Raw genomic sequence first — 16341 nt, forward strand, 5'->3', positions numbered from 1 at the left:
GGAGATCCTACGCCTTCTTTGGACTCTGTCAAAAGAAGGTGAGGCTTGGTTTCGCTTGGTGAGCCTTCGCTCAGCCGCCCCGGGCCTCGACGCCGGGACGGGAACGCACAGGGCCCCGGAGCGCGTCGCTCCGGGGCCCTGCGGTCGATCGGGGTGGGTCAGTTCTGCGCGCCGAGGTGCTCGGGCGCCGCCTCGTCCGCGGTCTCCCCGGCGGTCTCGCCGGCGGTGCGGCCCGCGTGCCGGCCGGGTCGCGGGGCCGCGTCCTCGCCGAGGGCGGCTTCGATGGAGTCCTCGTCCAGACCCAGGTCGCGCAGGTTCTCCACGGCGGCCAGGAACGCCGCCTCGCGGCGCTCGGCCTCCTGCGCGAGCTCGGCCACGGCCCGCTGCGCGGCCTTCGCCTGCTGCACCCCGCTGCGGAGGCGTTCGGCCAGTTCCCCGGGAGCCATCGAGTCGGTCACGGCGGCGACGCTAGCGGCGGGGACCGCGGCCCCGCCAGCAGCGCCCTGCGCCGGGTCCTGCGCCGAGTCCTGCTCCGAGCGCTGGGCGGCGACCTCCGCGGTGGCCGACGCGGTGGCCGAGGTGCCGTCCGCGGCGGTGCCCGGCGAGGCGGCCGGGGCCGCGGTGGGCCCGCCGCCCTTCAGCGGCAGCGACGGCAGGAACAGCGCGGTCACCAGCCCGGCGACCATGACGATCGCGGCCACGAGGTAGATCAGGCTCGTCGACTCGGTGAAGCCGACCTTGAACGGGTGGGCCAGGACGCCGGGCAGCTGGCCGAGGACCGACGTGTCGTCGGTGGCCCGGGCCAGGGTCGCCTGCAGGTCCCCGCCCCAGCTGCGGGCGGCCTCCTGGAACTCGGTCGTCCGGCTCGCCGCGGTGTACGACGAGGAGATCCTCTCGCCCAGCGTGGAGAACAGGATGGACAGGAAGACCGCGGTCCCCAGCGTGCCGCCCATCTGCCGGAAGAACGTCACCGAGCTGGTGGCGACGCCCAGCTCGGAGCGCTGGGCGGCGTTCTGCACGGCGAGGATGACCGGCTGCATGTTGCCGCCCAGGCCCCAGCCCATGATCAGCATCGCGGCCATCGTCTGCCACAGCGGGGTGTCGGCGTTCACCCGGGAGAACAGGAACAGCGCGACGACCATGAGGGCGTTGCCGACGACCGGCAGCACCTTGTACTTGCCGGTGCGGGCGATGAAGCGGCCCGAGAACATGCTGCCGGACATGATGCCGACGACGACGGGCAGCATCGCGAGCCCGCCCTCGGTGGGGCTGAGGTCCTTGACGACCTGCAGGTACTGCGGCAGGACCGCGAACACCCCGAACATCCCCATCCCGAGGATGAACGAGCCCAGGGAACCGACGACGAAGGTGCGGCCGCGGAACATGCGCAGCGGCAGCAGGGCCTCGTCGCCGTAGGCGCGCTCGGCCAGGACGAACCCGACGAGGCCGACGACCCCGATCACGTAGCAGGCGATGGACTTGGCGTCGCCCCAGCCCCACTCGCGGCCCTGCTCGGCGACGATGAGCAGCGGGACGAGGCAGGTGATGAGGGTCAGCGCGCCGGGCCAGTCGATCCGGTGGTGGCTGGACCGCTTGGGCAGGTGCAGGTTCTTCGTCACGACGACCAGCGCGAAGGCGCCGATGGGGATGTTCAGCCAGAAGATCCAGCGCCACCCCTCGAAGCCGAGGAGGGAGTCCAGACCGGAGAAGAACCCGCCGGCGACCGGCCCCAGCACGCTGGAGGTGCCGAAGACCATCATGAAGTAGGCCTGGTACTTGGCGCGCTCACGCGGCGGGACGATGTCGCCGATGATGGTCAGGGCCAGCGACATGAGGCCGCCGGCGCCCAGCCCCTGCAGCGCGCGGAACCCGGCGAGCTGGTACATCGACCCGGCGAACCCGCACAGCGCGGAGCCGACGAGGAAGATCCCGATGGCGGCGATGAAGAACTTCCGCCGCCCGTACATGTCGGACAACTTCCCGTACAGCGGGGTGGAGATCGTCGACGTGATGAGGAACGCCGTCGTCGCCCACGCCTGGAGGGAGAACCCGTCGAGGTCGTCGGCGATGGTGCGGATGGCCGTGGACACGATGGTCTGGTCCAGGGCGCCGAGGAACATGCCCAGCAGCAGGCCCGACAGGATCGCCATGATCTGCCGGTGCGTGAAGACCGGTGCCTCCGGGGTGGCCGGTGACGAACCGGCGGTCGTGGTGCTCATGCGTTCTCCTGGGGGGATCCGGTGGGCCTGAGGCTGTCGGTGCGGGCGCGTTCGAGCCCGTCGGCGAAGCGGGACAGCAGTGCGGTGAAGTCGTCGAGCTCGGCGTCGGTGAAGTCCTCGACGGCCCGGGCGAGGTGCTCGTGCCGCCGCTGCTTGAAGGTGGCGACCACCTCGTGGCCGGTCGCGGTCACGGCCAGCAGGCTCGCGCGGCGGTCGGCGGGGTCCGGCAGCTTGCGCAGCAGGTCCCGCTTCACGAGCTCGGCCGCCTGCCGGCTGGTGGTGGAGGGGTCGGTGCCGAGGCGGTCGGCCAGGGCGCTCACCCGCAGGGGCCCGACGTCGGCGAGGACGTAGAGGACCAGGTGCATGGCCCGCTCGACCTCGGTCTGGCCGCGCGCCACCTGCGCCTTGAACGCGTGCAGGGCGCGCAGCTGGCGCCCGACCTGGTCGGCCACAGCGGCGACGCGGTGCTCGTGGCCGCTCGCGCCGGGGGGCGCGGTGGTCCGCTCGTCGGTGGTCAGGGGGTGCTCCTGGAGGTGCTGGGGCAGGTGGGGGAGGAGGGCGGTGGCCTCGGGGTGGAACGGGGGTGTAACGGCGACCGGTGGTCCGGCGAAGTACCTCCCGGGGCATCGGCCCGGGAGGTCGGATCCTTGAGTGCTACATGCAACGAACAAGTTACCAGCGCGAGCACGTATCGGGGGGTACAGCGTGGCGATGGACCGGGGAGCGTGGGGACGACGGCGGGTGGCGGGTCCACGCGGTCCCCGGGCGGGCGCTGCGTGGAACGCGCCGTCCGAGGGGCGCTGCGTTACCGTGAGTAGTAACCCTACGTGTCGGGAGAGTAACGCAGTGTCGTTCAACGGCTGGTCAGGAGAGACGACGCTGCCGCCTGTGCCCCTGTCCTCCCGCGCCGCCCGGCACTTCGTCGCCGACTGGTGCATCGCCGAGGGCGTCATCGGCGACGTCGTCGACACCCTCCTGCTGCTCACCGCCGAGGTCGTCACCAACGCCGTCCTGCACGGCCGCAGCGAGGTCGTCCTGCGCGTGGGCCGCCACGGCTCGCGCGTCCGCGTCGGCGTCGCCGACGAGAACACCCGCCTGCCCCTGCGCCGCGAGTCCGACCCCGAAGCCCTCAACGGCCGCGGCATGGCCCTCGTCGAGGCCCTCGCCGACGCCCACGGCGTCGAGGTCGGCGCCCTCGGCAAGACCGTCTGGTTCGACGTCACCACCGCCGCCGGACCCGTCCGCCCCGTCCGCGCCACCGCCTGACCCCGCACCCGGCCCGGCGACCTACCCTGGGGAGGTGGCCGCACCTACCCGCACGGCCCGCAGCGCACCCGGCCCGGCAGGCGTGGTCCTCACCGCCTCGGCCGTCCTCCTCGCCGCGCTCGCGGTCCTGCTCACCGCCCTCGCCCTCGCCGGCGGGCTGAACCCCTCCGTCCTCGGCGACCCCGGGCCCCTCGTCCGCTACGGGCTCCCCGTCGCCCGCACCGTCCACGACCTGGCCGCGGCGCTTGCCGTCGGCGGCTTCGCGGTCGCCGCCTCCCTGCTCCCGCACCCCAGCCCGGCCTGGACGCGGGCCACCCGCGCGGCCGCCGCCGCGGCCGGGGTCTGGGCCGTCGCCGGGCTGCTCGTCCTGGTGCTGACGGCCATGGACATCATCGGCGCCGCCCCCGGCGCCCCCGACTTCGGCGCCCAGTTCGCCCAGTTCGCCCAGTCCATCGACCTCGGGCGCGCCCTGCTCGTCACCACCGTGCTCGCGGCCGTCACCGCCACCGTCGGCGCCGCCGCCACCCGGCCCGCCGGCGCCGCGTGGGGCCTGGCCCTGTCGGTCGTCGCCCTCCTGCCGCTGTCCCTGTCCGGGCACGCCTCCGGCTCGGCCTCGCACGAGACCGCGGTCAGCTCCCTGGGCCTGCACCTGGTCGGCGTCACCGCCTGGGTCGGCGGCCTCGCGGCCGTCCTGCTGGTCCTGCCGCTGACGGGGCGGTCCCCGGGGCCGGGCAAGGGGCAGCGCCCCGTCGACCTCACCACGCTCGCCACCCGCTACTCCGCCGTCGCCCTCGGCTGCTTCGCCCTCGTGGCCCTGTCGGGGGTCGTCAACGCCTCGGTGCGGCTCGGCGGCTGGTCCGGCCTGACCTCCGCGTACGGCGCCCTGGTCGTCGGCAAGGTCGTCGCGCTCGTCGCGCTGGGGGTCTTCGGCGCCTGGCACCGGCGCCGGACCATCCCGCTGCTGGCCGACCGGCCGTGGGCCTTCACCCGGATCGCCGCCGGCGAGCTCGTCCTCATGGGGGCCGCGACGGGCCTGGGCGTGGCGCTGAGCCGCAGCCCCACCCCCGTCCCCGACGCCGTCCCGACCGCCACCCCGGCCGAGGCGCTGCTGGGCGAGCCCATGCCCCCCGCGCTCACCGTCGGGCGCTGGTTCACCCAGGTCAGCCCGGACCTGCTGTGGCTGCTGATCGGCGCGGCCCTGCTCGCCGGCTACCTGCTCGGCGTCGCCCGCCTGCGCGCGCGCGGCGACGGCTGGCCCGTGGGCCGGACGGTGTGGTGGGTCGCGGGCTGCCTCGCGCTGCTGTTCGTGACCAGCGGCGGCCCCGCGGCCTACGGGCGCATCAGCTTCAGCACGCACATGCTCCAGCACATGCTGCTGACGATGGCGGTGCCGCCGCTGCTCGTCCTCGGGGCGCCCGTGACGCTCGCGCTGCGGACGCTGCCCGCCCGCCGCGACCACTCGCGCGGGCCGCGGGAGTGGCTGCTGGCGGTGGTGCACTCGCGGTACCTGGGCGTCGTGGGCCACCCGCTGGTGGCGGCGGCCCTGTTCGCCGGGTCGCTCATCGTCTTCTACTACTCGCCGCTGTTCGAGCTCGCGCTGCGCACCCACGTGGGGCACGAGCTGATGATGTTCCACTTCCTCGGCACGGGGTACCTCTTCTCGTCCGCGCTCATCGGCGTCGACCCCGGCGCCCACCGGCCCCCGTACCCGCTGCGGCTCATCCTGCTGCTGGCGACGATGGCCTTCCACGCCTTCTTCGGGGTGGCGCTCATGCAGGGCAACGAGCTGCTGGCCGCCGACTGGTTCTCCCGGATCACCCCCGGTGCGGACCTGCTGGCGAACCAGAAGGAGGGCGGTGACATCGCCTGGGGCATCGGGGAGGTGCCCACCGTGGTCCTGATCCTGGGCGTCGCGATCGGGTGGTCCCGGTCGGACACGCGGGAGAACCGTCGCCGCGACCGCAAGGCCGCGCGCGACGGCGACGCCGAGCTCGGGGAGTACAACGCGATGCTCCAGCGGCTGTCCGAGCGCGACGAGCCCCGCCGCTGACCGGCGCCCCCGCCGACCACCCCCCGGCGTGATCCGCGTCACGGGGCTGTCCGATGATGGGGGCTCGCCCTCCCCGTCAGGAAAGGACCGCGCGCTCATGGCCGAGCCGACCGACCGTCCCACGAGCCGCGGACCGATCGACTTCACGGTCGAGACGCTGGGCCCGTGCACCGTCGACTCCCCGCTCGCCCCCCGCCTGCAGGCCCGTCGCACGACGCACCACTACATCGACGAGACCGACCGCGTCCTGTTCGACGACACCCTGTCGAAGGTCACCCGGCGCGCGGCGAAGACGAACGGTGAGCTGGAGGAGCTGCCGAGCCTGGAGCCGACCGGCCCGCGCAAGAAGATCTTCTTCGACCCGTCCAAGACGCGCGTCGGGATCGTCACCTGCGGCGGGCTGTGCCCGGGCATCAACAACGTCATCCGCGGGCTGGTCTCGGAGCTGACCACCCACTACGGGGTGCGCCGCATCTACGGCTTCAAGAACGGGTACCAGGGGTTCATCCCCCGCTACGGCCACGACGTCGTCGACCTCACCCCCGAGTCGGTCAGCGGCATCGACGGCGAGGGCGGCACCATCCTGGGCACCTCGCGCGGGCAGCAGGACGCCACCGAGGTCGTCGACTGCCTGGAGCGGATGGGCATCGGCGTCCTGTTCGTCATCGGCGGCGACGGCACGATGCGCGGGGCGCAGAAGATCGCCGCCGAGATCAAGGCGCGGGACCTGAAGATCGCCGTCGTCGGGATCCCCAAGACGATCGACAACGACATCCCGTTCATCGACCAGAGCTTCGGCTTCCAGTCGGCGTTCAGCGAGGCCTCGCGCTCGATCCGCTCCGCCAAGGTCGAGGCGCGCACCGCGCCCAACGGCGTCAGCGTCGTCAAGCTCATGGGCCGGCACTCCGGTTTCATCGCCTGCTACGCCGCGCTGGCGCAGAACGACGCCGACTTCGTCCTCATCCCCGAGGTGCCGTTCACCCTGGAGGGCCCCGGCGGGTTCCTGGAGCGCCTGCGGGAGAAGGTCGCGACGCAGGGCCACGCGCTGGTCGTCGCCGCCGAGGGGGCCGGGCAGGAGTTGTTCGAGGACAACGGGCTGCAGGACGCCTCGGGCAACAAGAAGCTGCAGGACGTGGGGATCCTGCTGCGGCAGGCGATCGCGGACGACTTCGCCCAGCGCGGCATCGAGCTGAACATGCGGTACATCGACCCCAGCTACGTGATCCGCAGCGTCCCGGCGAACCCGTACGACGCGGTGTACTGCATCCGGCTGGCGCACGCCGCCGTGCACGCGGCGATGGCGGGCCGGACGAACATGGTCGTCGGCCGCTGGCGCCGGCGGTTCGTGCACATCCCCATCGGGCTGGCGGTCTCGGCCCGCAACCAGGTCGACCCGCACGGCGACCTGTGGTGGTCGGTGCTGGAGGCGACGGGGCAGCCGTGGTCGTTCGGGGAGTTCTCCGCCGAGCAGGTCACGGCCTTCGGCGGGCAGTAGGAAGGGCGGCAGGACGGGCGGCAGGACGGGCGGCGGGGCGGGTGACCGGTCACGCTCGGTGACGTTCTGCTGATCTTCCGGCCGCTGACACCGCGAGTTCACAGAGTGGGCACAGGCTGGGCGCACCCCCACCGAACGAGAGGTGCACTCCCGTGCGAGTACCCACCACCCGCGCCCGCCGGAACCTCGGCCTCGGCGCGAGCGTCCTGCTCGGCGCCACGTTCCTGACGCAGGCCGCCTCCACCTCGGCCGCACCCGCCGAGCAGGACGAGACGCAGGCCGCGGCCTACGTCGGCGCCGTCGAGGTCGTCCGCGACGTCGCGGCCGCTACCCGCTCCACCGGGGAGCAGACGTTGCGCGGCAAGGTGTTCGACGACGCCGACCGCGACGGCCGCAGCGCCGGCGACTCCGGCGTCGAGGGCGTCCCGGTCTCCAACGGCCGCGACGTCGTCGTCACCGACGCCGACGGGAACTACGAACTGCCCGTGTTCGACGGCATGAGCGCCTTCGTCACCCAGCCCTCGGGCTGGCAGGTCCCCGTCGACGCCGACGGCGTCGCGCAGTTCTCCTACCACCACCTGCCCGCCGGTTCCCCGGAACTGCGGTTCGGCGGCCTCGAACCCACCGGCCCGCTGCCCACGGCCGTCAACTTCCCCATCGCGAAGGGCGACGACGCGGCGCAGGACGACGCGACGCGCTGCGCCGTCCTGGCCGACGTCCAGACCTACAACGGCCGCGAGCTGGGTTTCGCCCGCGACGGCCTCCTCGAGGACCTGCTGCAGGAGAAGGACGTCGCCGAGTGCGGCGCGCTCATGCTGGGCGACGTCGCCGGCGACGACCTCGGCCTGTACCCGCGCATCAAGGAGGTCCTCGGGGCCTCCGGGCTGCCGCTGCGCTTCGTGCCCGGCAACCACGACCTCGACCTCGACGCGACCGACGCCGCCCACTCGTTCGACACGTTCAAGCGCGAGCTGGGCCCGACGACCTACAGCTACGACGTCGCCGACGTCCACTACGTCGTCCTGAACAACGTGAAGTACCCGTGCACCCCCGAGGACGACGCCGACGGCAAGCGCCCGCACTGCGCCGACCCCGAGAACGCCCCCAGCTACTCCGGGACGCTCGGCGACGACCAGGTGACGTGGCTGGAGAACGACCTGGCCCGCGTGCCGAAGGACAAGCTCGTCGTCCTCGCCTCGCACATCCCGCTGCTCTCCTTCGCCGACCAGACCTCCACCAAGCACCAGACCGCGGAGGCGAAGGAGGTCTACGAACTGCTCGAGGGCCGTCCCGCGCTGTCGGTGTCCGGGCACACGCACTCCACCGAGCGGATGAACACCGGCGACAGCTACGCCGGCTGGAAGACCTCCCTCGGCGTCGACGAACTGCCGTTCCCGCACGTCGTCGCGGGCGCCCCCAGCGGTGACTGGTACTCCGGCGACCTCGACGTCGACGGCCGCCCGATGGCGTTGCAGCGCGACGGCGCCCGTCCCGGGTACCTGGTGCTGGACGTGGAGGGCTCGGAGTACGTCGACAGCTTCCGCGCCATCGGTGAACCCGACGACAAGCAGATGGCCGTCTCGCTGAACTCCCCGCGCTGGCGCGACTGGTTCACCACGATCACCGAGTGGGCCGCGACCCGTGAGGGCTGGGAGCAGGCGCCCCCGCTCAACGTGAACGACCTGGGCGACCCGGGCCTGGTGACCACCGCGGACGTCGCCGCCGACACGTACCTGTCGGCGAACGTCTGGTACGGCTCGACCGACACCGAGGTGTCGGTGTCGATCGACGGCGGGGAGGCGCAGGCCGCGACCCGCACCCAGCAGGCCGCCGGCGAGGCCGCCAAGATCGGTGCGCAGTACGCCGACCCGGCCGCCGCGACCCGTCAGCTGCAGGTCGCCCGGTTCGGTTTCGAGTCGACCTCCGGGAACGAGGGCAACCAGGGCTTCGAGCTGTACGCCGGCAGCGACTACGGCCCCGGCCCGGCCCAGCCCGGCAACAACGTCGCGAACCAGGCGACCCACATCTGGCAGTTCCGCCTCCCCAGCGACCTGCCCGAGGGCGTGCACCGCGCCGAGGTGACCGCGACCGACTCCTTCGGCCGCGCGTCCACCGAGACCTACGTGTTCGAGGTGCGCGCCGAGCTGCCCGCGCAGAACTTCCGCAGCGAGGTGTTCGAGACGCCCTGACGTCTCCGCGCTGTTCCTCTCGGGCGTGCCCGCCGGTCGTGCCGACCGGCGGGCACGCCCTCAGGGTTTCCCGGCCGGCTCGGAGATCCGCAGCGCCTCGACCAGGCGGCGGTAGAGCGGGCTCGTCGTCAGCAGCTGCGCGTGCGTCCCCCGCGCGACGACGACCGAGCCGTCCATGACGACGATGGTGTCGGCGTCCAGGACGGTGGACAGGCGGTGGGCGATCGTCACGACGGCCCGGTGCTCGGCGTGCCGACGGACGGCCTCGTGGATCGCCTGCTCGGTCAGGCCGTCGACCTGCGCGGTGGCCTCGTCGAGCAGGAGGACCTGCGGCTGGGCGAGCAGCGCCCGGGCCAGGGCGATCCGCTGACGCTGTCCCCCGGAGACGGACGCCTCGCTCAGCGGGGTGTCCAGCCCGTCGGGCAGCGAGGCGACGAGGCCGTCGAGCCGGATCTGCCGCAGCACCTCCTCGACGGCCGCGGGGGTCGCGCCGGGGTTGGCGAAGAGCAGGTTGTCGCGGATCGTCCCGGGCAGGACCGGCGTCTCCTGCTCGACGTACGCCAGCTGCCGGCGGACGTCGTGCGGGGTGAGCTCGGCGTAGGGGCGACCGTCGAGCAGCAGCGTCCCGGTCTCCGGTTCCAGGAAGCGCAGGATCAGCGACAGGACCGTCGTCTTGCCCGCGCCGGAGGGCCCGACGATGGCGGTGTGCCCGCGGCGGGGGATGGTCAGGTCCAGATCGCGGACGGCGGCGGGGCCCCCGGGGGCGTAGCGGGCGGTGACGCCGCGGATCTCCAGGACGTCGTCCCCGGCCGCCGCCGGGGCGGGCACCGCCGCGCCGCGCGGGGCGGCGCGGGGTTCGAGCTCCAGGGCCTGGACCTGCTCGATGCGGGCGGCAGCGGCCAGGCCGGACTGCAGGGCGGTGAGGTTCTGGCTCAGCTCCGTGATCGGGCCGATGAGGCCGAAGGCGTAGAGCAGGAAGGCGATCAGGGTCGAGACGGGCACGTGCCCCTCGGCCACACGCCAGGCCCCGAAGCCCAGGACGACGACGATGGCGGCCTGCACACCGGCCCCCGAGACGGTCCAGACGAGCGCCTCGCGCCGGACGGCCACGACGCTCTGGCGCCGGGACTCGGCGGCGCCGGTCAGCAGCAGGTCCAGCTGCCGGTCCTCGGCGCCGGCGGCCTTGACGGTGCGGATGGCGCGCAGCGACGCCTCGAGCGACCCGCCGAGGGCCCCCAGGGCGGCCTGCGACCGCTCCTGGGCGCGGCCGATCGCGGGCACGAGCGCGGCGAACACCACGACCACCACGCCGATCGCGAGCACGGTGACCAGGACGAGCGGCACGTCGAGCACCGCCATCAGGACGATCGTGCCCACGAGCATCACGGCGCCGTTGATCAGCCCGATGAGGCTGGTCGAGGCGGCTTCCCGCAGCAGCACCGAGTCCGACGTCACGCGCGTCACCATCTCGCCGGTGGGCCGCTGCAGCAGGGGGACGACGCGGGCGCGCAGGAACCGGCGGAGCATGCCCTCGCGGGCGTCGAAGACGATGTCCTCGGCGAGCTCGCCCAGGACGTACCACTGCCACCAGCCGACCCCCGCGCCCACGACGAGCAGGCCGACGAGCAGCGTGACGGGCCCGGCCAGGGACCGGCCCGCCCCCAGGCTGTCGATGATCTCCTTCGTCGCGAGGGGGCTGACCAGGCCGGAGGCGGAGACGGCCAGGCCGAGCACCAGCGCGAGGACGAGCCGGGGCAGGCGGCCGCGGGCGTAGCGCCACAGCAGCGGCCACCGGCTGCGGGTCGAACCGGGGTCGGTCAGGGAGGAGGGCACTCCGCAAGTAGGACACGAGTGTCCGATTCTCGTCAATCTGTTCTCATCGTCGGACACCCGTAGAGTACTGGTGTGCTGGAGACACCCCCCGGGAACCGCGCGCGCGAACGAACGCGGCGGACGATCCTGCTGTCCGCCATCACCACGCTGGTGGGTCGCCCGAACGCCTCGCTGGGGGAGGTCGCGGACGCCGCCGGGGTGGCGCGCAGCACCCTGCACCGCTACTTCCCCGACCGGGAGGCGCTGACCGCCGCCCTGGACGAGTTCGTGCTCGCCGAGCACCGCAGCGCCCTGGACCGCGCCCGGCCCGACGAGGGCACGGGGTTGCAGGCGTTCACCCGGATCGTCGGGGAGCTGCTCGACGCCTCCGACGTCCTGGCCTGGTGGTCGCGCATCGACGACGGCGAGGTGGACGACGAGGCGGACGACGAGGACGACGTGAGGGTGGCGGCGGTCGTCGCACGCGGACAGCGCGACGGCAGCGTCGACCCCTCCTTCGACGCGCAGTGGCTGGTGCACCTGATCTGGTCGGCCCTGTGGGCCACCGAGCTCGTCACCGCGCGCGGGTCGCTGACCCGGCGCGAGGCCCGCGACACCTGCCTGCGCAGCCTGGTCAAGCTGGCGAGCGCCCCGCCGCCCGCCCCCGCGGCCTGACCGCCGGGGTCACTTCGCCTCCGACCACCGCCGCACCACGCTGACGTCGGCGACGAACCGCACCCCGGACCCGGCGGCCCACCGGCTCGCCGTCTGCTCCAGCGCGGTCGTCAGGAGCCGGGCCGCGCGGTCGGCGTCGGGTTCGGGGACGTGCAGCAGCAGCTCGTCGTGCAGGCACAGCACGATCCGCCCGGCGGTCCCGGCCAGCCCGGCGCGGACCGTCGCGGCCCACGCCTTGAACAGCTCCGCCGCGGCGCCCTGGACGACGGCGTTGCGCGCGAACCGGCCGCGCGCCGCCGTCGCCGCCCCGGGCTCGGCGGGGGCGAGGTCGGAGATCCGCACGAGCCGGCCGCCGTAGGTGCGCACGTCGCGCCCCTCGCGCCCGGCCTCCTCGGCCGCCCGCAGGTACGCCAGCGCCCGCGGGTAGGCGCGTTCCATGCGGCGCAACGCCTCCCCGGCCGCACCGGAGGTCTGCCCGTACATCGCGGCCAGGACGGCGATCTTCGCGGTCGGCCGGTCGGCGCCCAGGGCGGCGGCGACGGGGGCGTACAGGTCGTCGTCGCCGGTGGCCGCGACCAGGCCGGGGTCACCGGAGACCGCGGCCAGGACCCGCGGTTCGACCTGCCCGAGGTCGGCCCGGACGAGGACGGCGCCGGGCTCGGCGGCCACGGCGGGCCGCAGCTCGGCGGGCAGGTTGTGCAGCCCGGCCTGCGCCGTCATGCGGCCCGCGGCGGCGTCGGCCGCCGCCCACGCCCCGCGCAGCCGGCCGTCCGGGCCGACGTGCTCGTCGAGCCAGCGGTACCCGTACGTCGTGGTGAGCCGTTCGGCCTTGCGCCAGGTCAGCAGCGCGGCGACCCCCGGGTGGGCGTCGCGCAGACCCTCCAGCCGCCACGCGCGCGTGTCCGGGACGTCGAAACCCAGCCCGCGCAACGCGGCCAGCACCTGCGCGGGGTTGCGCAGGTCGACGGTCCCGAGGTGCCGGTGGACGGGGGCGTCCCGCGCGGCCCGGTACCGGGCCTCCTCGGCCGGGGTCGCCGGGCGCGGGCCCACGGCCGCCCCGACGATCCGCTCGGCGGTCGGGCGGTCCAGCGGCAGACCGGTGCGGGACAGCTCGACGGCGAGCAGCGCGGCCGCGGACTCGGCGAACCCCGTCAGCACGGGCAGGGCCGGGCCGGAGGGGCGGGCGCGGTGGTCCGGGAGCCCGGCCAGCCGACGGGTCTGCGCCGCGGCGGCCGTCAGGGCCAGCTCGGCCCAGCGGCCGGCGCGGTCGAGCCGTCCGGGCGCCTCGACGTCGAACGCGCGGCCGTCGGCCCACGTCGGGCGCAGGTCCCCGGCGTCGGTGAGGGGGTCGTCGTCGTCCGCGGCGCCGTCGAGGTCCAGCAGCCCCGTCCCGTGCGAGGCGACGGGGCGGTTCGACGGCGGCGGGGGAGGGGTGCGCCCGTGGGCGGCGGCCCACACCGCACCGGGGTCCTCGCGGGCCCCGCCCTCCAGCAGCCGGTGCACGGCGGCCAGGTCGTGGCAGCGGGCCAGGTGGACGGGTCCGGCCCGCCCCACCGCGGCGGCCGCCGACCACCACGTCCACCGCGGCGAGAACTCCGCCTCCAGCGCGGCCAGGACGGCCGCGGGGTCGGTGGCCGGGACGGCCCAGCGCCGCCCGGGGACCGCCAGGCCGAGCCCGCCGGGGACGACGGCGACCCCCAGCCCGGTCACCCGGTCCAGGGACCGCAGGTACCCGGCGACGTCCACCCGCCCAGTCTGGCGGTGGGGGTCAGGACGGCAGGAGCCGCATCCCCGCCGCTGCAAGTTCTTGCACGATCGTGCTGTCTTCGGGGGCGTCGCTGACGACCGCGGTGACCTGCCCGGGGGTGAACACGCGGAACCGGGAGACGGCCCCGACCTTCTCCCGGCTGGCGAGCACGTACGTCTCGGCGGCGCGCGCGGACAGCGCGCGCTTCATGGCGGCCTCGTCGGCGTCGCCGGTGGTGAGCCCCTCCTGGGGGTGGACGCCGGTGACGCCGGCGAGGAACACGTCGGCGGACAGGCTCGCGGCCGCTTCGACCGCCGCGGCCCCGCAGGTCACCACCGAGTGCCGGAACAGGCGACCGCCGATGAGGTGCACGTCGACGAGGGGTTTGGCCACGAGGGCCACGGCGATGGTCGGGCTGTGGGTGATGACGGTGCAGGACAACGTCTCCGGGAGGGAGGAGGCGAGGGCGAGCGTCGTGGTGCCGCCGTCGAGGATCACCGTGCTGCCCGGTTCGACCAGGGTCAGGGCGCGGGCGGCGACGCGGGCCTTGCTGCCGGGTTCGAGGTCGGTGCGGGTGCGGTAGTCCGAGGCCGCCGCGGCGACGGGGACGGCGCCGCCGTAGACCCGGACGAGCCGGCCCTGCGCGGCCAGTTCGCGCAGGTCCCGCCGGACCGTGTCCTCGGAGGTCCCGAGCTCGTGGGCGAGGTCCTTGGCCAGGACGCGCTTGTCCCGGTCGAGGCGGTCGAGGATCAGCGCGTGGCGTTCCACGGTCAGCACCCGGAGCTCCGTCCTTCCTGAATGTTCTTGCACGTTCTTACTCGTTCGTGCCTATTCTACTCCCATGACTGAACGCCTGATGATCCTGATCGCCGGTCCCTACCGCTCCGGGACCGGTGACGACCCGGTCCTGCTGCAGCGCAACCTCGACCGCCTGGGTGAGGCCGCCTGGCCGCTGTTCCGCGCGGGCCACCTGCCCGTGATCGGGGAGTGGGTCGCCCTGCCCGTCCTGGCCTCGGCGGGAGTGACCTCGGTCGGTGACCCGCTGGCCGAGCAGGTGCTCTACCCCACGGCCGAGCGCCTCATCGAGCGGTGCGACGCCGTCCTGCGCCTGCCCGGCGCCTCGCGCGGGGCCGACCTGGACGTGGCCCTGGCCCGGCGGCGCGGCATCCCCGTCTACCGCGACCTCGCGGAGGTGCCGGGTGTCGTGGTGGACGTCGTGGTGGACGGCGCCCCGGCCCCGGCCGCGCGCTGAGGTTCCCCGGCCCCGGCGGCGGTGGGCCCGCACAGCGGGCCGGAGGGGAGCCACCGCCGCCGGGGGCCGGGGGCTCAGAGCACCTGGGACAGGAACTGCTGCAACCGGTGGGTGCGCGGGTCCCCGAACAGCTCCTCCGGCGGTGCGTGCTCGACGACCAGGCCGCGGTCCATGAACACGACCTCGTCGGCGACGCGTCGGGCGAACCCCATCTCGTGGGTCACCACGAGCATGGTCATGCCGCGCTCGGCCAGGCCCTGCATGAGGCCCAGGACGCCCTTGACGAGCTCGGGGTCGAGCGCCGAGGTGGCCTCGTCGAACAGCATCACCTCCGGCTCCATCGCCAGGGCCCGCGCGATGGCGACGCGCTGCTGCTGCCCGCCGGACAGGTTCGCCGGGCGGTGCCGGGCCTTGCCGGCCAGGCCGACCTCGGTGAGCCGCTCCATCGCGATCTGCTCGGCGCGTTCGGCGGACAGCTTCCGCACGGTCCGCAGCGGCAGCACGATGTTGCCCAGCACGGTCTTGTGCGGGAACAGGTTGAAGTGCTGGAACACCGTCCCGACGCGGCGGCGCAGGACGTCGGGACTCTGGGGCAGCACGCTCGTCCCGCCGAGCAGGACGTCCCCGGAGGTGGGTTCCTCAAGGCGGTTGACGCAGTGCAGCAGCGTCGACTTCCCCGACCCCGAGGGGCCGATGACGCACGCCGTGCGGCCGGCTCCGACGGTCAGCGACACCCCGCGCAGCACGTGGTGGTCGCCGAACGTCTTGGTGACGTCCCGCAGTTCGAGGCTGGCGGAGCGCGTCGCGTCGACCTCGGGCGTGGCGTGGGTGGGTGCGGTCATCGTCCGGCCCTCTCCGCGACCTCGCGGTCGCTGCGTTCGATCTCGGCGGCGCGCGCCTCGGCGTCGGCGTCGAGCACCGCGGCCACCCGGCCGCCGGTCCGCAACCGCTGGTCGGTCCAGTTGACCAGGTAGGTCAACGGCACCGTGATGATCAGGTAGCAGATCCCGACGGCCACCAGCGGAGACAGGTTCCCGGAGGTGACCGCGGCGTCCTGCCCGACGCGGAACAGTTCCCGCTGGGTGGTGAGCAGTCCCAGGAAGTACACCAGCGAGGAGTCCTTGACGATGGCGATGAACTGGTTCACCAGCGCGGGCAGGACCCGGCGGACCCCCTGGGGGACCACGACCAGCCGCATCGCCGACGCGTACGACATCCCCAGGGCGCGGCACGCCTTGAGCTGCCCCGCGTCGACGCTCTGGATCCCGGACCGGAAGATCTCGCCGATGTAGGCCGAGGAGATGAGGCTCAGGGCCAGGATGCCCAGCGGGTACGGGTTCCCGCGGAACCACTGCGAGGTCAGCGGAGCCAGGCCCTGGCCGATGAGCAGGATGGTCAGGATCGCGGGCAGGCCGCGGAACACGTCGGTGTAGACGCGGGCGGGGACCCGCAGCCAGGCGCTGCGGGAGACCCCCATCACGGCCAGCAGCAGGCCCAGGACGATGCCGGCGGCGGTGGCCGCCAGGGACAGCAGCAGCGTGTTCCGCAGCCCGTGGTCGAGGATGTCGGGCACCACGGCCCACATCGCCTGGACGTCGAAGAAGCTGCGCAGGACGTTGTCCAGCATGGGTCCTCC

13 protein-coding genes are annotated in these 16341 nt (G+C 74.1%); 6 read left to right on the forward strand and 7 right to left on the reverse strand.

Annotated features, from left to right (window positions below; all coding sequences use genetic code 11):
- Positions 1 to 158 precede the first annotated feature (158 nt).
- A complete protein-coding gene (locus ACRYRX_RS14900; protein ID WP_432512967.1) occupies positions 159 to 2219 on the reverse strand; it encodes an MDR family MFS transporter in 2061 nt (686 codons plus the stop codon).
- Positions 2216 to 2671 (reverse strand): MarR family winged helix-turn-helix transcriptional regulator, encoded by a 456-nt coding sequence (locus ACRYRX_RS14905; RefSeq protein WP_432512968.1) that lies wholly within the window; start codon positions 2669 to 2671, stop codon positions 2216 to 2218. The genes ACRYRX_RS14900 and ACRYRX_RS14905 overlap by 4 nt, the downstream gene beginning before the upstream one ends.
- 436 nt (positions 2672 to 3107) lie before the next feature.
- Between ACRYRX_RS14905 and ACRYRX_RS14910 the strand changes: the two genes are divergently transcribed.
- The 4 genes from ACRYRX_RS14910 (at position 3108) to ACRYRX_RS14925 (ending at position 9219) form a co-directional block, all read left to right on the forward strand.
- Positions 3108 to 3485, forward strand: a complete 378-nt coding sequence (locus ACRYRX_RS14910; RefSeq protein WP_432512970.1) for an ATP-binding protein — start codon at positions 3108 to 3110, stop codon at positions 3483 to 3485.
- 34 nt (positions 3486 to 3519) lie between these two features.
- Positions 3520 to 5535, forward strand: coding sequence for a cytochrome c oxidase assembly protein (locus ACRYRX_RS14915; protein ID WP_432512971.1), 2016 nt, complete (start codon positions 3520 to 3522; stop codon positions 5533 to 5535).
- Between the two features lie 97 nt (positions 5536 to 5632).
- A complete protein-coding gene (locus ACRYRX_RS14920) occupies positions 5633 to 7030 on the forward strand; it encodes an ATP-dependent 6-phosphofructokinase (protein ID WP_432512973.1) in 1398 nt (465 codons plus the stop codon).
- A 152-nt stretch (positions 7031 to 7182) separates the two neighbouring features.
- Positions 7183 to 9219, forward strand: coding sequence for a calcineurin-like phosphoesterase C-terminal domain-containing protein (locus tag ACRYRX_RS14925; RefSeq protein WP_432512974.1), 2037 nt, complete (start codon positions 7183 to 7185; stop codon positions 9217 to 9219).
- 60 nt (positions 9220 to 9279) lie between these two features.
- Here ACRYRX_RS14925 and ACRYRX_RS14930 read toward each other — a convergent pair whose 3' ends face one another.
- Positions 9280 to 11052, reverse strand: a complete 1773-nt coding sequence (locus ACRYRX_RS14930) for an ABC transporter ATP-binding protein (protein WP_432512976.1) — start codon at positions 11050 to 11052, stop codon at positions 9280 to 9282.
- Positions 11053 to 11124: 72 nt separating this feature from the next.
- Between ACRYRX_RS14930 and ACRYRX_RS14935 the strand changes: the two genes are divergently transcribed.
- The gene (locus tag ACRYRX_RS14935) at positions 11125 to 11706 is read left to right on the forward strand and encodes a TetR/AcrR family transcriptional regulator (protein WP_432512978.1); all 582 of its coding nucleotides are present in this window, start codon (positions 11125 to 11127) and stop codon (positions 11704 to 11706) included.
- 9 nt (positions 11707 to 11715) lie between these two features.
- On the opposite strand, the gene ACRYRX_RS14940 is transcribed toward ACRYRX_RS14935, so the two are convergent.
- Positions 11716 to 13452 (reverse strand): DNA polymerase, encoded by a 1737-nt coding sequence (locus ACRYRX_RS14940; protein ID WP_432512979.1) that lies wholly within the window; start codon positions 13450 to 13452, stop codon positions 11716 to 11718.
- 22 nt (positions 13453 to 13474) lie between these two features.
- On the reverse strand, positions 13475 to 14230 hold the full coding sequence (locus ACRYRX_RS14945; protein ID WP_432512981.1) for a DeoR/GlpR family DNA-binding transcription regulator: 756 nt from the start codon (positions 14228 to 14230) through the stop codon (positions 13475 to 13477).
- 64 nt (positions 14231 to 14294) lie between these two features.
- Here ACRYRX_RS14945 and ACRYRX_RS14950 point away from each other — a divergent pair, with 64 nt between their 5' ends.
- A complete protein-coding gene (locus ACRYRX_RS14950; RefSeq protein ID WP_432512982.1) occupies positions 14295 to 14705 on the forward strand; it encodes a DUF4406 domain-containing protein in 411 nt (136 codons plus the stop codon).
- 74 nt (positions 14706 to 14779) lie between these two features.
- Here the strand turns inward: ACRYRX_RS14950 and ACRYRX_RS14955 are convergent, their stop codons facing one another.
- A complete protein-coding gene (locus tag ACRYRX_RS14955; RefSeq protein ID WP_432512983.1) occupies positions 14780 to 15547 on the reverse strand; it encodes an amino acid ABC transporter ATP-binding protein in 768 nt (255 codons plus the stop codon).
- Positions 15544 to 16332, reverse strand: a complete 789-nt coding sequence (locus tag ACRYRX_RS14960; RefSeq protein WP_432512985.1) for an amino acid ABC transporter permease — start codon at positions 16330 to 16332, stop codon at positions 15544 to 15546. Before ACRYRX_RS14960 ends, ACRYRX_RS14955 begins: the two co-directional genes overlap by 4 nt.
- Positions 16333 to 16341 lie beyond the last annotated feature (9 nt).

The sequence above is a fragment of the Kineococcus lubricus genome, from assembly GCF_050871965.1.
In the GTDB taxonomy this organism is placed as follows: domain Bacteria; phylum Actinomycetota; class Actinomycetes; order Actinomycetales; family Kineococcaceae; genus Kineococcus.

What these genes read in the sequence shown, in the direction of transcription:
- ACRYRX_RS14900 (WP_432512967.1), bottom strand. Translation starts at nt 2,219, where the DNA reads ATGAGCACCACGACCGCCGGTTCGTCACCGGCCACCCCGGAGGCACCG.
- ACRYRX_RS14920 (WP_432512973.1), top strand. Translation starts at nt 5,633, where the DNA reads ATGGCCGAGCCGACCGACCGTCCCACGAGCCGCGGACCGATCGACTTC.
- ACRYRX_RS14950 (WP_432512982.1), top strand. Translation starts at nt 14,295, where the DNA reads ATGACTGAACGCCTGATGATCCTGATCGCCGGTCCCTACCGCTCCGGG.
- ACRYRX_RS14955 (WP_432512983.1), bottom strand. Translation starts at nt 15,547, where the DNA reads ATGACCGCACCCACCCACGCCACGCCCGAGGTCGACGCGACGCGCTCC.
- ACRYRX_RS14960 (WP_432512985.1), bottom strand. Translation starts at nt 16,332, where the DNA reads ATGCTGGACAACGTCCTGCGCAGCTTCTTCGACGTCCAGGCGATGTGG.